The organism is Tersicoccus phoenicis (genome assembly GCF_001968835.1).
GTDB classification, from domain to species: Bacteria; Actinomycetota; Actinomycetes; order Actinomycetales; family Micrococcaceae; genus Tersicoccus; species Tersicoccus phoenicis.
Window position 1 is genome coordinate 139,799 of the sequence record NZ_MRDE01000064.1, and the last position, 21,314, is coordinate 161,112.

Sequence of the window (21,314 nt, forward strand, 5' to 3'; positions counted from 1 at the left end):
ACCGCGCCGCCGTCGTTGACTATTGAATTTCGGGGCTCCGGCCCCGGGCTGGAGCCCCGAAATTCAATAGTCAACGCAGGGCGGGCTTTCGACCCACGCCGAGTCGACGCAGTGCGGACGCTCGACCCGCGCCGAGCCGAGATGGCCGCCGACGTCAGAACAGGACGGTCGCGAACCGGCCGACCGGGGTGAAGCCCACGTGCTCGTAGACGGCGCGGGCCCGGGTGTTGAAGTCGTTGACGTAGAGGCTGACGACGGGTGCCCGGAGCCGGGCGAGAGCGACGACGTCGGCCATGAAACCGGTCGCCAGGCCCTGCCCGCGGTGTCGCGGGTTGACCCACACGCCCTGCACCTGACTCGCGTGGGCGCTGATCGTGCCCAGATCGGCCTTGAACACGATGTCGCCGTGCCGGTCCCGGTGGATCAGGCACTGCCCGGCGGCGATGAAGCCGCGCACGCGTTCCCGGTAGGACTGTTCCCCCGCCTGCAGCGGGCTGTACCCGACCTCCTCGGTGAACATGTCCACGGAGGCGGGCAGCACGACGTCGAAGTCGGCCTGCTCCGCGACCCGGACCAGCCCCGGATCGTCCACGGGCACGTCCGGTCCGATGGCCAGCAGCGGCTGGTCGGGGCGGACGTCGAACGGGTGCGGGCTGTGCCCCTTGATCGCCTCCCACAGCGGTAGCACCGACTCGGCCGGGCCGAAGATGGAGGAGAACCGGCGACGCATCGCCAACAACGCCTCCGCGACGGGCGCCGCCACCTCCTCGGTGGTGCCGACCGGGACGATGTTGGCCCCGGCCCAGCAGGCGGCGGTCAGCCGACCCGCCACGAAGAGGCCGAGGATCCGGCCGGTTCCGGCGACGATGCCACGGGACCCGAGCTGGGCGTCGAGGAAGATGTTGGCGACCCGGTCGGCTGCGATCAGCTCCCGCAGCGCAGCCGTGTCCGCGGCACCCAGCTCGCGGACACCGTCGTCTCCGGCGGGGACGGGCCCGCGCTGGTCAGCCGACGGTGACCACGGGGTCGCCCTGGACGGCGTCCTCGCCATCGGCCTCACCCATCTCATCCGCGATCCGCATCGCCTCGTCGATCAGGGTCTCGACGATCTGGTCCTCGGGCACGGTCTTGACCACCTCGCCCTTGACGAAGATCTGGCCCTTGCCGTTGCCGGAGGCGACGCCGAGGTCGGCCTCCCGGGCCTCGCCCGGACCGTTGACGACGCAGCCCATGACGGCGACGCGCAGCGGCACCGTCAGGCCCTCCAGTCCGGCGGTCACCTTGTCCGCCAGGGTGTACACGTCGACCTGAGCCCGTCCGCAGGAGGGGCAGGAGACGATCTCGAGCTTGCGGGGCCGCAGGTTCAGCGACTGCAGGATCTGGTTGCCGACCTTGACCTCCTCCACGGGCGGGGCGGAGAGGGAGACCCGGATCGTGTCGCCGATGCCGCGGGACAGCAGCGCCCCGAACGCGGTGGCCGACTTGATGGTGCCCTGGAAGGCGGGTCCGGCCTCGGTCACGCCCAGGTGCAGCGGCCAGTCGCCGCGCTGGGCGAGCAGCTCGTAGGCCCGCACCATGACCACCGGGTCGTTGTGCTTGACGGAGATCTTGAAGTCGTGGAAGTCGTGCTCCTCGAACAGGGAAGCCTCCCAGACGGCCGACTCGACGAGCGCCTCGGGGGTGGCCTTGCCGTACTTGTCCATGATCCGCTTGTCGAGGGAGCCGGCGTTGACGCCGATCCGGATCGACGTGCCGTGGTCCTTCGCCGCCTGCGCGATCTCCTTGACCTGGTCGTCGAACTTGCGGATGTTGCCCGGATTGACCCGGACCGCGGCGCACCCGGCTTCGATCGCGGCGAACACGTACTTGGGCTGGAAGTGGATGTCGGCGATCACCGGGATCTGCGACTTCTTCGCGATGATCGGCAGCGCGTCGGCGTCGTCCTGACTCGGGCACGCGACGCGGACGATGTCGCAGCCCGACGCGGTGAGCTCGGCGATCTGCTGCAGGGTGGCGTTGATGTCGGTGGTCGGCGTCGTCGTCATCGACTGGACGCTCACCGGGTAGTCCGAACCGACCCCGACGCTGCCCACCTTGATCTGGCGGGTCTTCCGTCGCGGGGCGAGCACCGGCGGCGGTGATGCGGGCATTCCCAGGCTGACCGAGGTCAAGTTGTCTCCTCACGGATCGGTGGATCGACGTCCATTATCCTCCCCCACCTGTTCGTCACCGCGCCGCCTTCCGGATCGTTCGCCAGCAGCGTGGGCGGGACCGAGGAGGCTCAGAACAGCGTGATGGGTTTGACGATGTCGGCGAAGATCAACAGCGCCCCCATCACCAGCAGCAGTCCCGCCACCACGTAGGTGACCGGCATCAGCTTCGCGATGTCGACCGGGCCCGGGTCGCGCCGCCGGAACAGCCGGGCGAAACCGCGCCGCACGGCCTCCCACAAGGCGCCCGCGATGTGGCCGCCGTCCAGCGGCAGTAGGGGGATCAGGTTGAACACGAACAGGGCGATGTTGACGCTGGCGAGCAGCCCGACCAGTCCGGCGACCTTGGAGCGGACGTCGATCAGGTCGGTGGAGGCGACCTCGCCGGCGATCCGGCCGACGCCGACCACGCTCATCGGACCGTTGGGATCCCGCGGTGCGCTGCTGAACGCCGCCTGACCGACCTCGACCATGCGCTGCGGCAGGTTCAGCACGACGCCGACGACGGCGCCGACGTTCTGGGAGACCATGGGCGGCACCGCGGTGATCGGCTGCGGCACCATCTGCTGGGTGGGGCCGACGCCGATGAACCCGGCCGGCGTCGTCTGCACGGTGCCGTTCGCGTCCCGCACGGGGTTGCCCTTCGCGTCCAGGACGGCGACGTCGTTGGTCACAGGCGTGATGGTCGAGGTGACCCAGGTGCCGTCGCGGTCCACGACGACGGGCACGGAGCGGCCCGCGCTCTGCCGGATCAGGGTGGTGAGCTGGTTCCAGGACGTCACGTCGGTCCCGGCGAAGGACACGATCGTGTCACCGGGCTGCAACTTCGCGGCGACCGCGGGAGACGGCTTGTCCGTGGCCCGGCAGGAGGTCTGCCCGGTGCGCTGCTGCTGCGCGGCGGTGACGACGCACTGGCTGAGGGAGCCGACCGTCGTCGTCGGCTGCGCGGTGCCGAAGCCCATCAGCAGGACACCGATCAACACGACGCCGATGGCCAGGTTCATGAACGGGCCACCGAGCATGATGATGATCCGCTTCCACACCGGCAGCCGGTAGAACATCCGGTTCTCGTCGCCCGGTTGCAGCTCGGCGGCGGAGGCGCGGCGGGCGTCGTCTGCCATGGTCTGGAACATTCCGGTGGTCGACGCGCGGACCCGGCCGTCCTGCCGGGCCGGCGGGTACATGCCGATCATGGCGATGTATCCGCCCGCCGGGATGGCCTTGAGCCCGTACTCGGTCTCGCCGCGGCGCACGGAGAACAGGGTCCGACCGAAGCCGATCATGTACTGGGTCACGCGCACGCCGAACAGCTTGGCGGGCACCAGGTGTCCCACTTCGTGCAGCGCGATCGAGACGATGATGCCGACGACCACGACGAGCACGCCGAGGATGAAGAGCACTACTGTCATGGCCGTCCTGCCGAGTCGTTCACGTCGATGAGTGGGTCAGTTGGTGGTTTCGAGGGGGGTGCCGAGGAGCTGGTGCGTCCGGGCCCGCGCCCAGCGTTCGGCCTCGAGAACAGTATCCACGCTCAGCTGCCCGTCCGCCCGGTGTTCGCTGAGTACCCGCTCGATGGTCTCGCCGATGCCGAGGAAACCGAGTCGGCCGGCGTGGAACGCCTCGACGCACTCCTCGTTCGCGGCGTTGTAGACGGCGGGGTACGTGGCGCCCGCCGCGCCGGCGCGGCGGGCGAGCGCGACCGCCGGGAACGCGTCGTCGTCGAGCGGTTCGAACCGCCAGTCCGCGGCCCGGGACCAGTCGATCGGGGTCTCGGCGCCGGGCACCCGGTCCGGCCAGCCCAGACCCAGGGCGATGGGCACCGCCATGGTCGGCCGGCCGATCTGCGCGACCACGGCGCCGTCGACGAACTCGACCATCGAGTGGATGTACTGCTGCGGGTGGACGACGACGTCGATGGCGTCCAGCGGGACGTCGAAGAGCAGGTGCGCCTCGATCACCTCCAGCCCCTTGTTGACCAGGGTCGCGGAGTTGGTGGTGATCACCCGGCCCATGGCGAAATTGGGGTGGGCGAGTGCCTCGGCGGGGGTGACATCGCGCAGCTGCTCCCGGGTACGGCCCCGGAACGGTCCGCCGCTGGCGGTGAGGACCAGCCGGCGCACCTCCCCCGCGGTGCCGGCGCGCAGGCTCTGGGCGATGGCGCTGTGCTCGCTGTCCACGGGTACCAACTGGCCGGACGCGGCCTTGGCCGTGACCAGGGTCCCGCCGACGATGAGCGACTCCTTGTTGGCCAGGGCCAGGGTGGACCCCGCGTCGAGGGCGGCCAGGGTGGGGCGCAGCCCGATGGACCCGGTGATCCCGTTCAGGACGACGTCCGCCCCGATGGCGGCGATCCGGGTGGCGGCGTCGGGGCCGTGTTCGATCTGCGGCCGGTGCCGGCCGGGCTGCCCGGCGGAGCGGGCGGCGTCGTCGATCTCGTGCTGCAGTGCGGCGGGGTCGCCGGTGGCGATGCCGACGGCCTCGGCGCGGACGGCGACCACCTGCTCGGCCAGCAGCCGCAGGTCACGGCCCCCGGCGGCCAGCGCGGTGACCCGGAACCGGTCGGGGTTCGCGACGGCGACGGCGACGGCCTGGGTGCCGATGGATCCGGTGGCGCCGAGCAGGCTCACGGTCCGGCGACGCGGGCTCGTGTCCGCGCCGTGGCCGGTGCCGCTGTGGCTCGTGTCGGCGTGGCGGGGGTCGGTGTGGCCGGTGGGGGTGGACTCGTCCGTGGTGCGGGGGTCGTCAGGCGTGTCGGGCACCCGCCCAGTATGCCCCGAGCCGTTCCCGGGTCGATTATCGCGCTTCGGCGGGTAAGGCCCCACGAATGACCGCCGATCGGCGATAGTCGACGTGCAGGTCGCGGTCACCCGATCTCGGTGAGGCCTTTGACCAGCGTGGAGACGGCGCCCAGGTAGGCGATCACCACCACGGTCCGCCGGGCGACGGTGGCGGGCACGTGCGGGGCGATCCGCTGACCCAGCAGCAGTCCGCCGGCGGTGAACGCGACGATCGTGACCCACTGCCACGGATGCATCCCGGGCATCCGGCCGCCCGAGGCGATCCATTTGGCGGTCAGCGAGCAGAGGCCCAGGGTCAGGAAGTAGGGCTGCAGGGTGGCCGCGAAGGACCGGTGCGGCCAGCGGCTCAGCATCCCGTAGACACTGACCGCGGGGCCCCCGATCCCGGCGGCCGCGTTCATCGCCCCCGACAGGATGCCGCTCGTCGCCATCGTCACCGGCCCGGAAAGGACGAGGGAGGTGCGGGTCAGGAGAACCGAGACGGTCAGTGCGACGAGCAGCAGCACCCCGATGGAGATCTCGACGACCGGTCCGGGCAGGGAGGCGGCCAGCACGGCGCCGGGGACGATGCCGACCAGCGCAAAGCCGGCGAGCGCGCCGTACCGCCGCCAGTCGACGTCGCGCCGGACCAGGAACAACGCCATCGACGCCGACACGGCCGCGCACAGGTTGACGACCATGACGCCGTCGAACGCGCCGAGGCCGAGGACGAGGACCGGGGAGACGACGAGCGCGAACCCGAGCCCGGAGATGCGTTGGGCCACGGCCCCGACGACGACGGCGGCGAGGACGAGGGCGAACACCAGCGCCACTCTACCGACGCCATTGCCCGCTGACTGGTCACTCGATGTCGGTTCGGGGAGCGAACTGGCACGAGAACCGTCAGTTGGTGACCAGTCAACGGGTGGGTTCCGGTCACCTCGCCGAGGGCGGATCCGCTGGCAGCGGCGCGGCCTTCCCGCGTCGACCTTCGACGGTGACGCTTGACCCATGACATCGACAATCGACACGTGGCACCTGGACGAGGATCTGCAGCCAGCTGCTCCTCCTCTCCACGCAGGACCCGCGGCGGGAGATCAGCCTCTGGATCAACTCCCCCGGTGGATCCGTGCCGGCGATGCTCGCCATCCGCGACCTCATCCGGCTCCTGCCGATCCCCGTCTCCACCCTCGCCCTCGGGCTGGCCTGCGTGAGCAGCTACACCGTCCCCTACGTGACCCGGCAGGACAGCCGCGGAACCCAGACCCTGGACGTCTTCAGCAGCCCGCTCACCGACCGGATCGTCTACCTCGGCACCGGGATCGACGACGGCGTCGCCAACGTGCTCATCGCCCAGCTGTTGCACCTGCAGGCGGTGAATCCGGACGCGCCGATCGACCTCTACATCAACTCGCCGGGCGGGGCGATCCCCGCGATGCTCGCGGTCTACGACGCGATGCACCCTTCATCTCGTTGCGCGCCTGCTGATGGGCGGCGTCCCCGGCCTTCTCCGCCTCCTTGAGGTGGCGGTCCTGCGCCTTGATCACGTCATCGGCAGTCTCGCCGCGGTGCTCGAGGCCGGACGACGAAGACCGGGTCAGGCGAATCGCGCGCCGCGACGTCGCCGCACCCGGGCGAGCGCCACCGCGTCGGCGCGGAAGATGATCTCGACCACCTGGCCGTCGAACACGCTGAAGTCGAAGTAGACCGCGGCGCGGCCCCGCTGGTACCAGGCGGCGCCCGGCCCGTCACCGACGAACACCGGGAGCGCGGAGCGTGCGCTGCCGTTGAAGAAGGCCGCGACGGCGTCCCGCCCTTCGATCAGTTCCGGGGTGCCCGCGAGCACCGCGGCCCGATCGGCGCTGATCCGCACGTCGGGCGCCAGGAGACCGACCAACCGGTCGAGGTCACCCTCCCGCGCGGCGGCCAGGAAACCGTCGACCACCTCCCAGGGAGCAGAACGGTGAGAAGACGACGGCGGTGCATCGTCGGGTTGTTCGCCCGCCCGTTTCCCGGGCGCCGGTTTCCCGGGCGTTGGCGACTCGGGCGTTGGTTTCTCGGGCGTTGGTTTCTCGCCCGTTGGCGACTCGGCGGCCGGCTGCGCCACCTTGGCCCGAGCGCGGGAGGCCAGCTTGCGAGCTGCGGCTGGCGTGGTCTCGAGCATCCCGGCGATGGCCGTGAAGTCGACGGCGAACGAGTCGTGGAGCACGAACGCGACCCGCTCGGCCGGGCTCAGCCGGTCGAGCACCACACCGAGGGCGCCGCCGACGGCGTCCATCAGAGCGACGGCGTCCGCCGGGTCGGGTGCGGCTCCGCCCTCCTCGGTCGGCTCGACCGGGACCGGGACACGCGCCTTCAGTCGGTCCAGGCACAGCCGGGTGGTGACGGTCGTCAGCCACGCGGGCAGGCTCGCCACGGGGCCGTCGGTGGCGTGCATCCGCAGCCACGCCTGCTGCACGACGTCCTCGGCCTCAACCGGGTCGCTCAGCACGCGAGCAGCAAGTCGCAGCAGCCGGGGACGTTCCACCTCGAACTCGTCCGTCGCGTCCACCGTTGGCCTCGCTCGCCTACCCGGCGCCGCCCGCGCGGGCCAGCACGGACCGGGCGTGTCGGAGGATCGGCTCGTCGACCATGGTGCCGCGCCAAGTGAACACCCCGGGCCGGCGCTCGGCCTCCTCGAGCAGCTCCCGGGCGGCGGCCACCTCCTCGTCGTCCGGGGCGAACGCGGCTCTGACCGCGGTCACCTGCGACGGGTGGATGCACGCCTTGGCGGCGAACCCCGAGGCGGCGGCGTCCTCGCACTCGTCGGCCAGGCCCGCGGTGTCCTCGATCGCAGTGTAGACGGCGTCGATCGCGGCCTTCCCGTGCGCGCCGGCGGCCAACAGGGTCATCGACCGTGCGTGGGTGGCCACGGCCCGGTACCGCCCGTCCGCGGTGCGGCTGCCGGTGCCGCCGAGGGAGGCGACGAGGTCCTCGGCCCCCCACATCAGGGCGACGACGGTGGGCTCGGCGGCGATGGCACCGACCGCGAGGACGCCCGCGGCGGTCTCGATCAGGGCGATCACGTCGTGCCCGGCGAGTGCGCGCACCTGCGCGACGTCCTCGGTCTTGGCGAGCATGACGGTCCGGTACGGCAGGCCGGCCAGGGCGGCGACGTCGGCGGCGAAGTCGTCGGTCCCCGCCGCGTTGACCCGCACGATCGTCCGCGCCGGGTCCAGCGGGTGCGCGGCGAGGTTGGCACGGGCGGCGGCCTTGTCCGCGGGGGCGACGGCGTCCTCCAGGTCGAGGATGACGGCGTCGGCCCGGTCCGCGGCCTTGGCGTAACGGTCCGCGCGGTCGGCGGGGCAGAACAGCAGGGCCGGGCCCATCGAGAAGGTGGTCACGAGAGCGATGCTACGGGGCCGGATCCGGCGACCCTGCGACGGCAGTGTCGCCGGCTGGGGCAGGGTCGCCGGGGCGGGCAGCTCCGTCGTCGGCGCGGGTCGGGCGGTCGGCGGGGAGGGTGTCGACGGTCCGGGTGTCGGCGACCACCACGACGTTGCCGGCGGCGTGGCCGGTCTCGACCGCGGCGACGGCGTGCTCGGCCTGCGCGAGCGGCCAGGTGGCGGTGACGACCGGCGTGAACGTGCCCGCGGCGACGGCGTCGACGATGGCGGTGAACACCGCCGTGGTCCGCCGCCGGGTGACCCCTGACCCGCCGAGCGAGGCGGCCAGCTGCGGCTCGGCGACGCTGCGGATCTGCCGTGGGTCGCGCGCCAGGGCCGCCCCGTCCCACAGCACCTGACCGCCGACCAGGTCCATCACGCCGTCGACCGCACCGCCGACCCCGGAGGCAGCGGCCGCGCGAACCCGGTCGGACCAGCCGTCGCCGGACGCGACGTGCACGGCTCCGAGACCTTCGACCAGGTCGCGTTTGCCCGCGGACGCCACCCCGAGGACGGTGATCCCGCGGGCGGCGGCGAGTCCGCACACCGCCGTGCCGACGCCGCCGCCGGCGCCGAGCACCAGGAGTGCGGTTCCGGCGGGCAGGTCCAGCTCGGCCAGGGCGTCCCACGCGGTGCCGACCGAGACGGGGACGCAGGCGGCCTGCTCGGGCGGCACCGCCGGTGGTCGGCGGGCGACGCTGCCGGCGCTGAGCACGACCAGGTCGGCCAGGGCGCCGGTTCCCGCGGCGGCGGCGCCGAACACCGCGTCCCCGGGCCGCCAGCCGTCGACGTCGTCCCCGACGGCCACGATCTCGCCGGCGGCCTCCCGGCCCACCGCCATCGGGAACCGAACCGGGAACGCGTTCTGCCGCTGCCCGGACCGGACCTTGATGTCGGCCGGGTTGACTCCGGCGGCCGCCATCCGCACCAGCAGTTCACCGCGCCCGGGCACGGGTACCGGCACGTCGAGATGCTGCATCACCTCGGGGCCGCCGTACGCGGTGAAGCCGAAGGCGTGCATCGAGGTGACGGTCACCCGGCCTCCTGGTGCCGGCGGTGCGCCTCCTCGCACCAGACCAGCACCGACCGGGTGGCGACGGCGACAACGGCCCCCGACTGGTTGCGCGCGGTGTGCTTGAGCGTGACGATGCCCTGGCCCGGCCGACTCTGGGAGAGCCGCTTGCCGACGACGACGGTGGACGCGTACAGGGTGTCGCCGTGGAAGACGGGGGCCGGGAACTCCACCGCCTCGAACCCGAGATTCGCCACGATGGTGCCCTCCGTCAACTGCGCGACGGACAAACCGACCAGCATCGAGAGCGTGAACATGGAGTTGACCAACCGGCGCCCGAACGGTTGCCCGGAGGCGAAGTGCTCGTCCAGGTGCAGGGACTGGGTGTTGCCGGACAACGTGGTGAACAGTACGTCGTCGGCCTCGGTGATGGTCCGGCCCGGGCGGTGCTCGTAGACGACGCCGGTCCGGTACTCCTCGTAGTAGAGGCCGCGCTGGCGCACCGCCTCGGTGATGGGAATGGACCCGGTGCGCGGGCGATCCGCGGCACCCGAAGCCGCTCTGTGCGGGTCCGACGTCGTCGTCATGCTCACTCCAGTCCGAGCGAGCGGGCGATGAGCATCTGCTGCACCTCGGTGGTCCCCTCGCCGATCTCCAGGATCTTCGAGTCACGATAGTGCCGCGCGACGACGAACTCGTTGATGAAGCCGTAGCCGCCGAAGATCTGGGTCGCGTCCCGGGCGTTGTCCATGGCCGCCTCGCCCGCGACGATCTTGGCGATCGAGGCCTGCGTCTTGAACGGCTTGCCCGCGACCATCCGCGCGGCGGCGTCCCGCCAGGCCAGCCGGGCCGTGTGCACCCGCACCTGCATGCGCGCGATCTTGAACGCAATGGCCTGGTGCTGCCCGATCGCGGACCCGAACGCGCGCCGCTCCTTGGCGTACCGGACGGCGGCGTCCAGGCAGCCCTGCGCCGCCCCGGTGCCCAGCGCCGCGATGGCGATCCGCCCCTCGTCCAGGGTGTGGACGAAGTTGGCGTAGCCGCGGCCGCGCTCACCGAGCAGGTTCTTCTCCGGCACCCGCACGTCGGTCAACGTCAGCGGATGCGTGTCGGAGGAGTTCCAGCCGACCTTGTCGTACGCCTTCTCGGCGCGGAACCCCTCGGTGGGCACGGGCACTAGCAAGGTGGAGATCTCCTTCCGCTCCCGGCCGTGGCGGTCCTCCTGCGTGCCGGTGACGGCGGTGACGGTGACGAGGCGGGTGATGTCGGTGCCGGAGTTGGTGATGAACTCCTTGTTGCCGTTGATCACCCACGTCCCGTCCTCGAGCCGGGCGGTGGTGCGGGTGCCGGACGCGTCGGAGCCGGCCTCGGGCTCGGTCAGGCCGAACCCGGCGAGGGCGCGGCCGGCCGCGAGGTCGGGCACCCACGCACTCTTCTGTTCGTCGGTGCCGTAGTGCAGCAGCGGCGAGATGCCCAGCGACACCCCGGCCTCCAGGGTGATCGCGATGGACTGATCCACGCGGGCGAGCTCCTCGATGGCCACGCAGAGGGCCAGGTGGTCGCCGCCCATCCCGCCGTACTCCTCGGGCACGGGCAGCCCGAACAGGCCCAGCTCCCCCATCTGGGCGACGACCTCGTACGGGAACGTGTGGGCGGCGTCGTGGGTGACGGCGGCGGGCGCGACGACGGTGTCGGCGAAGTCCCGCACCATGGCGGCCAGGTCCGTCAGCTCCTCGCTCAGCCCGGTCGACGTGTACTCGGAACTGCTCAGGACGTCAGGCATCGGGGGTCTCCTTGCGCGGGGTGGTCTCGGGGTCGGGGGTGACGCCGGCGACGACGGTGCCGGCGGCGACCCGGTCGCCCACCGCCACGTGCACGGCGACGACGCCGTCGGCGGGGGCGGTCAGGGTGTGCTCCATCTTCATGGCCTCGACCACGACGAGCGGGGCGCCGGCCGTGACGGTGGCGCCGGCCGTGGCGGGCACGGCGACGACGGTGCCGGGCATGGGGGTGCGCACGTCGGGGTCGGCGCCGGTCGCGGCGCGCACGGCCCGCGCGCGGGCGGCGGCGAGGACGGCTGCCCGGTCGATCCGGTGCAGGGTCACCGTGTGCGGGTGGCCCGGGGACGGGTGCCCGGTGGACGGCTGCCCGGTGGCCGGGTGCGGGTTCGCGGGACGAGGGCCGTGGGCGTGGACCGCGTCGCCGTCGGCGAGCACCTCCCACGGGCCGGTCGGGGTGACCGGCTCGCCGTCGACCAGCACGGCCGGGCCCTGCGGCGACGCAGAAGTGCCCGAGCCGGGGGCGGCCTGCGTGACGGTGACGGCGCGGTCGTTCCCGGCACCGTCACGCAGGCGCAGGCGGTCGACCCGACCGCCCAGCCGGAACCCGGCGGCGCGGGCCCAGGCCCCCGCCGCCGGCGCGTCCGGCGTTCCCCCCAGTGCGCGGGACCGGGCCGGTGCGGCACCGGCCCCCGTCCCGAGGTCGAGCGCGGCGTCCGGGCTCGCGCCGCCCGCCGGCTGCCCGCCCGCCGCAATCAGTGCCACGGCGATGCCGGCGACATCCGCGTCGTCGGGTCGCCACCCGGTCAGCTCGTCCAGGCTCCGGTCGATCAGCCCCGTGTCCAGGTCGCCGGCCCGCACCGCCGGGTGAGCGACCAGGGCCTGCAGGGCGTCGACGTTGGTGCCGACGCCGAACACGACGGTCTGCGCGAGCGCGGCGGCGAGCCGGTCCAGGGCCTGGGCCCGGTCCTCTCCGTGGGCGATGATCTTGGCGAGCATCGGGTCGTAGTCGGTGCCGACGACGGCGCCCGGCAGGATCCCGCTGTCCACGCGGACGCCCGGGCCGGCCGGCTCGGTCAAGGCCACGACGGTGCCCGCGGTGGGCAGGAAACCCGCGGCGGGATCCTCCGCGTACAACCGCGCCTCGACGGCGTGGCCGGTCACGGTGACGTCGTCCTGGGTCAGGCGCAGCGGATGCCCGGCGGCGACGCGCACCTGCTCCTCGACCAGGTCCACGCCCGTGATCATCTCGGTGACCGGGTGCTCGACCTGTAGCCGGGTGTTCATCTCCAGGAAGTGGAACCGCTCGGGCTCGTCGGCGGAGACGATGAACTCGACCGTACCGGCGCCGCGGTAGTCCACGCTCGCCGCGGCCCGACAGGCGGCGGCGCCGAGCTCGGCGCGGGTGGCGGCCGAGATCAGCGGTGAGGGCGCCTCCTCGATCACCTTCTGGTGGCGGCGCTGCAGGGAGCACTCGCGTTCCCCGAGGTGGATCACCGTGCCGTGCTCGTCGGCGAGCACCTGCACCTCGATGTGGCGGGGCGAGGTGATCAGCCGTTCCAGCAGCACGGTGTCGTCCCCGAACGCCGCGGCGGCGGTGCGGCGGGCGGTGCGCAGGGCCGCGGGCAGGTCCCCGGGCGCGGTGACGGCGACCATTCCCTTGCCGCCGCCGCCCGCGGACGGTTTGACCAGCAGCGGGTAGCCGACCCGGTCCGCCGCGGCGATCAGCCGCGCGTCCCGGACACCCACACCGGCGCCGTCGTCGTCGGCCTCACTCTCGGCCTGCTCGCCGGCGAGGTCCGCGTCGTCGACGCCGGGGACGACGGGGACGCCGTGGGCGGCCACGTGGGCCTTGGCCCGGATCTTGTCGGCCATCGTCTCCAGCGCCCGTTTGCCGGGGCCGATCAGCACGATCCCGGCCCGGTCGCACGCCTCGGCGAGCTCCGGGTTCTCGGACAGGAACCCGTAGCCGGGGTGGATGGCCTCGGCGCCGGTGTCCTTCGCGGCGCGGATGACGGCGTCGACGTCCAGGTAGCTCAGCCGGGCCGCCGCCGGGCCGATCAGCACGGCGCGGTCGGCCTCGAGCACGTGCCGGGCGCCGACGTCGGCCTCGCTGTAGACGGCGATCGCCTCGATGCCGAGCCGGTGCAGGGTCGCGATCACCCGGCAGGCGATCTCACCGCGGTTGGCGACGAGCACCGTGGAGAAGAGCCGCTCGCTGCCGGGCACGGTCGCCAGGCTGGTGGTGGATTCGGTGGTCATGGGCCTCACATCCGGAACAGGCCGAAGCGGTGGTCGTCGGGCAGCGGGGTCCGGCTGACGACGTCGAGGGCGAGGCCGAGCACCGTCCGGGTGTCGGCCGGGTCGATCACGCCGTCGTCCCAGAGCCGGGCGGTCGAGTACCAGGGGCTGCCCTGGCGCTCGTACTGGTCGATCACCGGCTCGGTCAGCGCCCGCTCGTCCTCGGCGGTGAACTCCTCGCCCGCGGCGGTGGCGGCGTCGCGCCGGACGGTGGCCAGCACCGCGGCGGCCTGCGCGGAGCCCATCACGGAGATCCGCGCGTTCGGCCACATCCACAGGAACCGGGGACCGTACGCCCGCCCGCACATCGAGTAGTTGCCGGCACCGTACGAGCCGCCGATGATCACGGTCAGCTTCGGCACCCGGCAGGTGGCGACGGCGGTGACCATCTTCGCGCCGTGCTTGGCGATGCCGCCGGCCTCGGCGTCGGTCCCGACCATGAACCCGGTGATGTTCTGCAGGAAGATCAGCGGGATGCCGCGCTGGTCGCACAGTTCGATGAAGTGGGCGCCCTTGAGTGCGGACTCGCTGAACAGGACGCCGTTGTTGGCGACGATCCCCACGGGGTGCCCGTGCAGATGAGCGAACCCGGTGACCAGGGTGGCCCCGTAGTCCCGCTTGAACTCGCTGAACGCGCTGCCGTCGACGAGCCGGGCGATCACCTCGCGCACGTCGTACGGGGTGGTGGTGTCCGCGGGGACGACCGCGGTCAGTGTCGCCGGGTCGACGGCGGGTTCGACCGGCTCCCGGACGGTCCACGCGGGGGCGGCCGGCTCGGGCAGGGTCGCAACGATGTCGCGCAGGATCTGCAGGGCGTGCGTGTCGTCGTCGGCGAGGTGGTCGGCCACCCCGGACGTGCCGGTGTGCAGCCGGCCACCGCCGAGCTGCTCGGCGGTGATGTCCTCGCCGATCGCGGCCTTCACCAGCGGCGGGCCGCCGAGGAAGATGGTGCCCTGCTCGGCGACGATGACGGTCTCGTCGCTCATCGCAGGAACGTAGGCGCCGCCCGCGGTGCAGGAGCCGAGCACGGCGGAGAGCTGCGGGATCCGTGCGGCGGAGAGGTTCGCCTGGTTGAAGAAGATCCGCCCGAAGTGCTCCCGGTCCGGGAACACCTCGTCCTGCAGCGGCAGGAACGCGCCGCCGGAGTCGACGAGGTAGAGGCAGGGCAGCCGGTTCTCCAACGCCACCTGCTGGGCGCGCAGGTGCTTGGTCACGGTCATCGGGTAGTAGGTGCCGCCCTTGACGGTCGCGTCGTTGCACACGATCAGCACCGGCCGTCCGGCGACGAGCCCGATGCCGGTGATCAGACCGGCGCCGGGGCACGCGTCGTCGTACATGCCGGTCGCGGCCAGCGGGGAGAGCTCCAGGAACGGGCTGCCGTCGTCGAGGAGCTGTTCGACCCGCTCCCGGGGCAGCAGCTTGCCCCGGTCGCGGTGCCGCTGCCGGGCCGCGGCCGTTCCGCCCAGGGCGGCGACGCTCAACCGGTGTCGCAGTTCCGCCGCGAGCGCGGCGTGCGCGGCGGCGCGCCGCGTGCCGGCCTTCCCGGCGGTGTCGGGGGTGACGTCGAGGGTGCTGGTGAGGGTGTCCATCCGCCGTCCCGTCAGACCAGGGTCAGGGTCGCGCCGGGCGCCCGCAGGACGGCACCGACGTCGGCGAGGAACCGGGACCCGGCCTCCCCGTCGACGAGCCGGTGGTCGAAGGACAGGCTCAGCGTCATCACCTCGCGCAGGGCGACCTCGCCCCGGTGCTCCCACGGGATGCGCCGCACCTGGCCGGTGGCGAGGATGCCCGCCTCCCCCGGGTTGAGGATGGGGGTGCCCGCGTCGACGCCGAACACGCCCACGTTGGAGATGGTGAAGGTGCCGCCGCTCAGCGCCGCGGGGGCCGTCCGCCCGTCCCGCGCGGCGGCGGTCAACTCGCGCAGCGCCCGGCCCAGGGCGCGCAGGTCCATGGCGTCGGCGTCCTTGATGTTCGGCACCAGCAGACCGCGACCGGTGGCGGCGGCGATGCCGAGGTTGACGTAGCCGAAGCGAACGATCTGCCCGGCCGGTTCGTCCCACCGGGAGTTCAGCTCCGGGTGCCGGCGCAGGGCGACCAGGACGGCCTTGGCGACCAGGGCGGTCATCGTCGGTCGGTCCTCGGCCCACGACCGGTCGGCGCGCAACGCGTCCAGCAGGGCGACGCTCTCGGTCACGTCCACGGTGAGGAACTCGGTGACGTGCGGGGCGGTGAAGGCGCTGGCGACCATGGCGGCCGCGGTGTGCTTGCGGACCCCGCGGATGGGTTCGCGGGTCTCGCGGCCGGTCCGGGCCGGCCCCGCGCCGGCCGTCAGGGGTGCGGTGCCCGGCCCGTCCGTGCCCGGCCCGACCGGGCCGGTCGTCGGGCCGGTCGTCGGGCCGGTCGTCGTCGGGCCGGTCGTCACGGCCTCGGCCGCGTCGACGGTGCCGGTGGCCGTCTCCGCGGCGGCGACGACGTCGTCCCGCGTGACCAGGCCGCCGCGCCCGCTGCCGGTCAGCACGTCGATGTCGACGCCGAGGTCCCGGGCCAGTTTGCGGACGACCGGGGTGCACAGCCGGCGATCCTGCTGACGCCGGCCGTCCTGCGACGCGGTCGACACGGCGGCCGAGTCACCCGGTGGCACGGTCTCGGGGCCGCTCGGCGTCGGGATCTCCGGGCCGCCGGGCTGCAGCGGCTCGCTCGGTTCCGTCGGCACCGGCACGTCGGGCTGCGCGGGCTCGCCCGGCGGCGCCGGGACGTCGGGGGGCGAGGGCGTCCCCGGATCGGGCACCCCCGGTAGCGGCTCGCCCGGGACGGACGCCGCCGGCGAGCCGGCCCCGCCGGCCCCGGTGGTCCTGCCGCGGCGGCGGCGGGTGGGCCGGCCGGTTCCGGTGGGAGCGGCCCCGTAGCCGACCAGGGTCGGCTCGCGACGGGCCGCCCCCGAACCTTCGGCGCCGTCGCCGGCACCTGACCCGTCCGCGGCGGACACGTCGATCGCGAGGATGGGCGTGCCGACGTCGACCGTCGTCCCCTCCGCCTGCAGGAGCCGCTCGACAACACCGTCCCACGGGCTCGGCAGTTGGACGACGGCCTTGGCGGTCTCCACCTCGGCGATCACCTGGTTCAGGCTCACGCTCTGCCCCTCCGTGACCTTCCAGCTGACGATCTCGGACTCGGTCAGGCCCTCGCCGAGGTCCGGCAGCGCGAATTCACGGATCACGAAGCAGCTCCGATCAGGGAGGAGGTGGTGGACGGGCCGGCGAGGGCGTCGAAGCGGGAACCGGTCTGGGAGTTGTCGCGGCCGACGAGCCGGTCGACCGCGTCGAGGATCCGGTCCAGGTCCGGCAGGTGGTGATCCTCGAGCCGGGCCGGCGGGTACGGGATGTCGAAACCGGTGACCCGCTCGGGCGGGGCCTGCAGCGAGTAGAAGCAGCGGGTGGTCAGGACGGCCACGATCTCCGCGCCGAGGCCCCCGAACTCAGCGGCTTCGTGGGTGACGAGCAGCCGCCCGGTCTTCCGCACCGAGGCCTCGAGGGTGGCGAGGTCGAGCGGGTAGAGCGAGCGCAGGTCGATGACCTCCAGGTCGATACCCTCGTCCTCGGCGGCGGTCGCCGCGTCCCGGGCGGTGGCGACCAGGGGCCCGTAGGCGACGACGGTGGCGTCCGTGCCCGGGCGCACGACGGCGGCGCGGGTCAGGTCCGCGTCGCGGTCCGGGTCGACCTCACCCTTGCCCCAGTAGCGGCGCTTGGGTTCGAGGAACACGACCGGGTCGTCGCAGGCGATGGCCGCGCGCAGGGTGCTGTAGGCCTCCTGGGGGGTGGAGGCGCTGACCACGCGCAGTCCCGCGGTGTGCGCGAAGTAGGCCTCGGGGGACTCCGAGTGGTGTTCGGGGGAACCGATGCCGCCGCCGAACGGGATCCGGATGGTCACCGGCAGGCTGACGGCGCCCCGGGTGCGGTAGTGCAGCTTGGCCAGGTTGGAGACGATCTGATCGAAGGCCGGGTAGACGAAACCGTCGAACTGGACCTCGACGACGGGCCGGAAACCGCGCATCGCCAGTCCGATCGCCGTGCCGACGATGCCGGACTCCGCCAGCGGCGTGTCCATCACCCGGTGCTTGCCGAACCGGGCCTGCAGCCCGTCGGTCACCCGGAACACGCCGCCGAGGGCACCGATGTCCTCGCCCATCAGGACCGTCTTCTCGTCCCGGTCCATCTCGGCCGCCAGCGCCGCGTTCAGGGCGCCGGCCATCGTCATCGTGCTCATCACCTTGCCCCCGCAACCTGATCGGTTCCGGCGTGACCGGACCCGGCGTGGTCGGACCCGTGCAACGACGCCAGGTAGAGCAGGTAGCGCTCGCGCTGGTCCTCCAGCCACGCGTCCGGGCTGCCGAGCACGTGCTCGAACAGGCTCTCCGGATCCGGGTCGGCCATCGACGTGATACCGGAGCGCAGACCGCCGGCCGCGGTGTCGGCGGCGCGGGCCGCGCGGGCATCGAGCTCCTCGACGTCGTACCCGGTCGTCGCGAGCAACGCCCGGACCCGGGCGAGCGGGTCGCGCTGCTCCCACTCGGCGCGCAACTCGAGGTCCTCGTACCGCGTCGGGTCGTCGGCGGTGGTGTGGGGACCCATCCGGTAGGTGAGCGCCTCGATGTAGGAGGGGCCCTCCCCCGCCCGGGCCCTGGCCAGGGCCTTGCGGGTCACCGCGGTGACGGCGAGCACGTCGTTGCCGTCCACCCGCACCGACGGGATGCCGAAGCCGGGGGCGCGGTCGGCGAGATGGCCGCGCGCCTGCAGACCCACCGGCTCCGAGATCGCCCACTGGTTGTTCTGGCAGAAGAACACGACCGGCGCCCCGAAACTGGCCGCGAAGACCATGGCCTCGTTCACGTCGCCCTGGCTGGTGGCGCCGTCGCCGAAGTACACGATCGCCGCCTCCGGGCCGCCGTCGGCCTTGATACCCATCGCGTAACCCGTGGCGTGCAGGGTCTGGGCCCCGATCACGATCTGCGGGGTCGCCATGTGGGTGCGGGTCGGGTCCCAGCCGCAGGACGCAGCCCCACGCCAGAGGCTGAGGATGTCGACCGGGTCGACCCCGCGGCAGTAGGCGACGCCGTGCTCCCGGTAGCTGGGAAAGACCATGTCCGTACGCTCCAGCGCCCGGCCCGAGCCGATCTGCGCGGCTTCCTGGCCGGTGAGCGGGGCCCACAGGCCGAGCTCGCCCTGTCGCTGCAGGGCGGTCGCCTCCGCGTCGATCCGGCGGATGACGCTCATGTCGACGAAGAACGCGGCGAGCGCCTCGTCGTCGATGTCGTCGACGACGGCGTCGAAACCGGGGTTGGGCCGGCGTTCGCCGGTGGGGCTGATCAACTGGACGAGGTCGTCCACGAGCTGACCGCCCTGGTTGAGGGCATCGAGGATCACACTGTTCACGGACACGGCTGACACGCTGCTTTCGCATCAAGGGTCGGGCTCGACGCGGTGGCGTCCTCACCCGGGCGGGCTCCGTCGGCCGCCTGATTGTGAAAATACTCACATACGGCACCGAGCGCAACCGGACGGTCCGCCATTGAGCATGTCGCCAATGCGGCCGGTCATCTGCTTGGTGATTGTGTGCACCATGACTAGGTTCGAACGCATGATGCTTGTGGATTCAACGGACCTGCGGATCCTGCGGGACATGGTGTCGCACCCCCGCCGGACCGCGGTCGCGATCGCGTCGCGGTTGCGGCTCTCCCGGAACACGGTCCAGACCCGGCTGGGCCGGCTGGAGGAGGGCGGGGCGTTCCTGCCGTTCGCCCGCCTGGTGGCGCCGGCCGCCCTCGGCTATCCGCTCACCGCCTTCATGGCCGTGCAGGTGCAGCAGCCCGAGCTCGAGACGATCGCCGAGGCGTTCGAGCGGATCCCGGAGATCGTGGAGGCCCACGGGACGACGGGGACGGCGGATCTGCTGGTCCGCGTCGTCGGCGTCGACGCGGAGGACCTCTTCCGGATCCACCGGGCGATGCTGGCGTGCCGGGGAGTGGAGCGGATCGACACCTCGATCTCGATGCACGAGATCATCCCGTACCGGGTGCTGCCGCTGATCGATCAGCGGCTGGCACGCGGCGGGGGCTGAGCCCCGCGCCCGTCGCGTGCCCCGGGTCCGGCGGACGAGTCCCACCGGACCCGGGGCAGGCGACAGCGCCGGAACGGTCAGTGCTCGACGGCCTTCTCCGCGCCGACCCCGGTCAGGGAGCGCACCTCCATCTCCGCCTGCTTGCGCCGATTCTCCCCCGCCGAGTCGGTGACGGACCCGATCCAGCCGAGCAGGAACGCCAGCGGGATCGAGAACAGACCGGGGTTGGACAACGGGAAGACGGCGAAGTCCGCGCCCGGGATCATCGACGTCGGCGAGCCGGACACCACGGGTGAGAGGGCGATCAGCACGATCGCGGCCGCGAGACCGCCGTACATGCTCCACACCGCGCCACGCGTGGTGAACCGGGCCCAGAACAGGGAGTACAGGATGGTCGGCAGGTTGGCCGACGCCGCGACGGCGAACGCCAGCGCCACGAGGAACGCCACGTTCTGCCCCTGGGCGCCGATCCCGCCGAGGATCGAGACGATACCGATCACGACCACCGTGCGTCGGGCCACCTTGACCTCGCCGCCCGCCTCCACCGCGCCCTTGCGCACCACGTTCGCGTAGATGTCGTGGGCGAACGACGCGGCCGCGGTGATGGTCAGCCCGGCCACCACCGCCAGGATGGTCGCGAAGGCGACCGCGGAGATGAACCCGAGCAGCAGGGAGCCCCCGAGCTCGAAGGCCAGCAACGGGGCGGCGGAGTTGACGCCGCCCGGGGCTCCCTTGATCCGGTCGGCGCCGATCAGGGCACCGGCTCCGTACCCCAGCACGAGGGTGAACAGGTAGAACAGGCCGATCAGCCAGATCGCCCACACCACCGAACGGCGCGCCTCCTTGGCCGTCGGCACGGTGTAGAAGCGCATCAGCACGTGCGGGAGGGCCGCGGTGCCCAGCACCAGGGCCAGGGCGAGGGAGATGAAGTCCAGCCGGGACGTCCCCGTCTTGCCGTACTGCAGCCCCGGGTTCAGGATCGCCTCGTTGCCCCCCGCCGTCGTGACCGCCTGCCCGAGCAGTTCCGAGAGGTTGAAGCCGTGCAGGGCGAGCACCCACACGGTCATCACCGCGGCGCCGGCGATCAGCAGGCAGGCCTTGATGATCTGCACCCAGGTGGTCCCCTTCATGCCGCCGACCAGCACGTAGAGGATCATCAGCGCGCCGACGACGACGATGACGAGCGACTGACCGAGCCGGTCCGGGATGCCCAGCAGCAAGGACACCAGCGCCCCGGCGCCGGCCATCTGGGCGAGCAGGTAGAAGAAGCACACCGCGAGCGTCGTGATCGCGGCCGCGATCCGGATCGGGCGCTGCCGCAGCCGGAACGAGAGCACGTCGGCCATCGTGAACTTCCCGGTGTTGCGCAGCAGCTCGGCGACCAGCAGCAGCGCGACGAGCCAGGCGACGAGGAAGCCGATCGAGTAGAGGAAACCGTCGTAACCGTTGACGGCGATGGCGCCGACGATGCCGAGGAACGATGCCGCGGAGAGGTAGTCCCCGGCGATCGCGGTGCCGTTCTGCGAGCCGGTGAAGGATCGCCCCGCGGCGTAGTAGTCCGCCGCGGTCCGGTTGTTGCGGCTGGCGCGCAGCACGATCACCAGGGTCACGGCCACGAACAGCGCGAAGATCAGCATGTTGACCCAGGGCGTGCCCACCTGCTCGGTGGTGGCCATCGGGACGACGGTGGGCAGGGT

The 21,314-nt window shown here is 72.6% G+C and carries 18 protein-coding genes and 1 pseudogene; 3 read left to right on the forward strand and 16 right to left on the reverse strand.

From position 1 onward, the window contains the following. Window positions 1-154: 154 nt before the first annotated feature. The 5 genes from BKD30_RS09835 to BKD30_RS09855 all read right to left on the reverse strand — a co-directional run bounded on the left by BKD30_RS09835 (window position 155) and on the right by BKD30_RS09855 (window position 5,811). Window positions 155-1,051, reverse strand: a complete 897-nt coding sequence (locus BKD30_RS09835; protein WP_076704306.1) for a GNAT family N-acetyltransferase — start codon at window positions 1,049-1,051, stop codon at window positions 155-157. Next, window positions 1,005-2,171, reverse strand: coding sequence for a flavodoxin-dependent (E)-4-hydroxy-3-methylbut-2-enyl-diphosphate synthase (gene ispG, locus BKD30_RS09840; protein ID WP_076704307.1), 1,167 nt, complete (start codon window positions 2,169-2,171; stop codon window positions 1,005-1,007). Before ispG ends, BKD30_RS09835 begins: the two co-directional genes overlap by 47 nt. Window positions 2,172-2,281: 110 nt before the next feature. Next, window positions 2,282-3,619, reverse strand: a complete 1,338-nt coding sequence (locus tag BKD30_RS09845; protein ID WP_076704308.1) for a M50 family metallopeptidase — start codon at window positions 3,617-3,619, stop codon at window positions 2,282-2,284. 36 nt (window positions 3,620-3,655) lie between these two features. Next, complete coding sequence (gene dxr, locus BKD30_RS09850) at window positions 3,656-4,837, reverse strand: 1-deoxy-D-xylulose-5-phosphate reductoisomerase (RefSeq protein ID WP_076704386.1); 1,182 nt, start codon at window positions 4,835-4,837, stop codon at window positions 3,656-3,658. A gap of 236 nt (window positions 4,838-5,073) precedes the next feature. After that, the gene (locus tag BKD30_RS09855; RefSeq protein WP_076704388.1) at window positions 5,074-5,811 is read right to left on the reverse strand and encodes a sulfite exporter TauE/SafE family protein; all 738 of its coding nucleotides are present in this window, start codon (window positions 5,809-5,811) and stop codon (window positions 5,074-5,076) included. Window positions 5,812-6,029: 218 nt separating this feature from the next. On the opposite strand from BKD30_RS09855, the pseudogene BKD30_RS16740 reads away from it, so the two are divergent. Together BKD30_RS16740 and BKD30_RS16745 are read left to right on the forward strand one after the other, a co-directional pair. Then, window positions 6,030-6,197: pseudogene (locus BKD30_RS16740) on the forward strand (ClpP family protease); the annotation flags it as partial. A gap of 24 nt (window positions 6,198-6,221) precedes the next feature. Next, window positions 6,222-6,509 (forward strand): ClpP family protease, encoded by a 288-nt coding sequence (locus tag BKD30_RS16745; RefSeq protein WP_328586907.1) that lies wholly within the window; start codon window positions 6,222-6,224, stop codon window positions 6,507-6,509. A gap of 75 nt (window positions 6,510-6,584) precedes the next feature. Here BKD30_RS16745 and BKD30_RS09870 read toward each other — a convergent pair whose 3' ends face one another. Genes BKD30_RS09870 through pdhA form a run of 10 tightly spaced genes read right to left on the reverse strand, consistent with a single transcriptional unit; the run spans window position 6,585 to window position 18,938 of the window. Next, entirely contained in the window at window positions 6,585-7,538 is a 954-nt protein-coding gene (locus BKD30_RS09870; RefSeq protein ID WP_076704313.1) for a sigma factor, read from the reverse strand. 16 nt (window positions 7,539-7,554) lie between these two features. Continuing rightward, window positions 7,555-8,355: an HpcH/HpaI aldolase/citrate lyase family protein gene (locus BKD30_RS09875; RefSeq protein ID WP_076704389.1), complete on the reverse strand. Its 801-nt coding sequence runs from the start codon at window positions 8,353-8,355 to the stop codon at window positions 7,555-7,557. Between the two features lie 25 nt (window positions 8,356-8,380). Then, on the reverse strand, window positions 8,381-9,448 hold the full coding sequence (locus tag BKD30_RS09880) for an NADP-dependent oxidoreductase (RefSeq protein WP_076704314.1): 1,068 nt from the start codon (window positions 9,446-9,448) through the stop codon (window positions 8,381-8,383). Next, window positions 9,445-10,011, reverse strand: coding sequence for a MaoC family dehydratase (locus BKD30_RS09885; protein ID WP_083956241.1), 567 nt, complete (start codon window positions 10,009-10,011; stop codon window positions 9,445-9,447). Before BKD30_RS09885 ends, BKD30_RS09880 begins: the two co-directional genes overlap by 4 nt. Window positions 10,012-10,013: 2 nt before the next feature. Further along, window positions 10,014-11,207 carry an acyl-CoA dehydrogenase family protein gene (locus BKD30_RS09890; protein WP_076704316.1) on the reverse strand — a complete coding sequence of 398 codons (1,194 nt, stop codon included), beginning with the start codon at window positions 11,205-11,207 and terminating at the stop codon, window positions 10,014-10,016. After that, on the reverse strand, window positions 11,200-13,464 hold the full coding sequence (locus BKD30_RS09895) for an acetyl/propionyl/methylcrotonyl-CoA carboxylase subunit alpha (protein WP_076704317.1): 2,265 nt from the start codon (window positions 13,462-13,464) through the stop codon (window positions 11,200-11,202). Before BKD30_RS09895 ends, BKD30_RS09890 begins: the two co-directional genes overlap by 8 nt. Before the next feature lie 5 nt (window positions 13,465-13,469). Beyond that, complete coding sequence (locus BKD30_RS09900) at window positions 13,470-15,092, reverse strand: carboxyl transferase domain-containing protein (protein ID WP_076704318.1); 1,623 nt, start codon at window positions 15,090-15,092, stop codon at window positions 13,470-13,472. 11 nt (window positions 15,093-15,103) lie between these two features. Then, window positions 15,104-16,720, reverse strand: a complete 1,617-nt coding sequence (locus tag BKD30_RS09905; RefSeq protein WP_076704319.1) for a dihydrolipoamide acetyltransferase family protein — start codon at window positions 16,718-16,720, stop codon at window positions 15,104-15,106. Further along, a complete protein-coding gene (locus tag BKD30_RS09910) occupies window positions 16,717-17,766 on the reverse strand; it encodes an alpha-ketoacid dehydrogenase subunit beta (protein ID WP_076704320.1) in 1,050 nt (349 codons plus the stop codon). Before BKD30_RS09910 ends, BKD30_RS09905 begins: the two co-directional genes overlap by 4 nt. Then, window positions 17,766-18,938 (reverse strand): pyruvate dehydrogenase (acetyl-transferring) E1 component subunit alpha, encoded by a 1,173-nt coding sequence (pdhA, locus tag BKD30_RS09915; protein WP_235861602.1) that lies wholly within the window; start codon window positions 18,936-18,938, stop codon window positions 17,766-17,768. The genes BKD30_RS09910 and pdhA overlap by 1 nt, the downstream gene beginning before the upstream one ends. Before the next feature lie 199 nt (window positions 18,939-19,137). Here pdhA and BKD30_RS09920 point away from each other — a divergent pair, with 199 nt between their 5' ends. Next, window positions 19,138-19,617, forward strand: a complete 480-nt coding sequence (locus BKD30_RS09920; protein WP_076704322.1) for an Lrp/AsnC family transcriptional regulator — start codon at window positions 19,138-19,140, stop codon at window positions 19,615-19,617. 77 nt (window positions 19,618-19,694) lie between these two features. On the opposite strand, the gene BKD30_RS09925 is transcribed toward BKD30_RS09920, so the two are convergent. Then, on the reverse strand, window positions 19,695-21,293 hold the full coding sequence (locus tag BKD30_RS09925) for a solute symporter family protein (protein WP_076704392.1): 1,599 nt from the start codon (window positions 21,291-21,293) through the stop codon (window positions 19,695-19,697). Between the last annotated feature and the right edge of the window lie 21 nt (window positions 21,294-21,314).

Bases quoted from the DNA above. Each gene is read 5' to 3' on its own strand.
- BKD30_RS09835 (WP_076704306.1), bottom strand. From the start codon at position 1,051: ATGGCGAGGACGCCGTCCAGGGCGACCCCGTGGTCACCGTCGGCTGAC.
- BKD30_RS09845 (WP_076704308.1), bottom strand. From the start codon at position 3,619: ATGACAGTAGTGCTCTTCATCCTCGGCGTGCTCGTCGTGGTCGTCGGC.
- BKD30_RS09875 (WP_076704389.1), bottom strand. From the start codon at position 8,355: ATGGGCCCGGCCCTGCTGTTCTGCCCCGCCGACCGCGCGGACCGTTAC.
- BKD30_RS09885 (WP_083956241.1), bottom strand. From the start codon at position 10,011: ATGACGACGACGTCGGACCCGCACAGAGCGGCTTCGGGTGCCGCGGAT.
- BKD30_RS09890 (WP_076704316.1), bottom strand. From the start codon at position 11,207: ATGCCTGACGTCCTGAGCAGTTCCGAGTACACGTCGACCGGGCTGAGC.
- BKD30_RS09895 (WP_076704317.1), bottom strand. From the start codon at position 13,464: ATGACCACCGAATCCACCACCAGCCTGGCGACCGTGCCCGGCAGCGAG.
- BKD30_RS09900 (WP_076704318.1), bottom strand. From the start codon at position 15,092: ATGGACACCCTCACCAGCACCCTCGACGTCACCCCCGACACCGCCGGG.
- BKD30_RS09910 (WP_076704320.1), bottom strand. From the start codon at position 17,766: ATGAGCACGATGACGATGGCCGGCGCCCTGAACGCGGCGCTGGCGGCC.
- BKD30_RS09920 (WP_076704322.1), top strand. From the start codon at position 19,138: ATGATGCTTGTGGATTCAACGGACCTGCGGATCCTGCGGGACATGGTG.
- BKD30_RS09925 (WP_076704392.1), bottom strand. From the start codon at position 21,293: ATGGCCACCACCGAGCAGGTGGGCACGCCCTGGGTCAACATGCTGATC.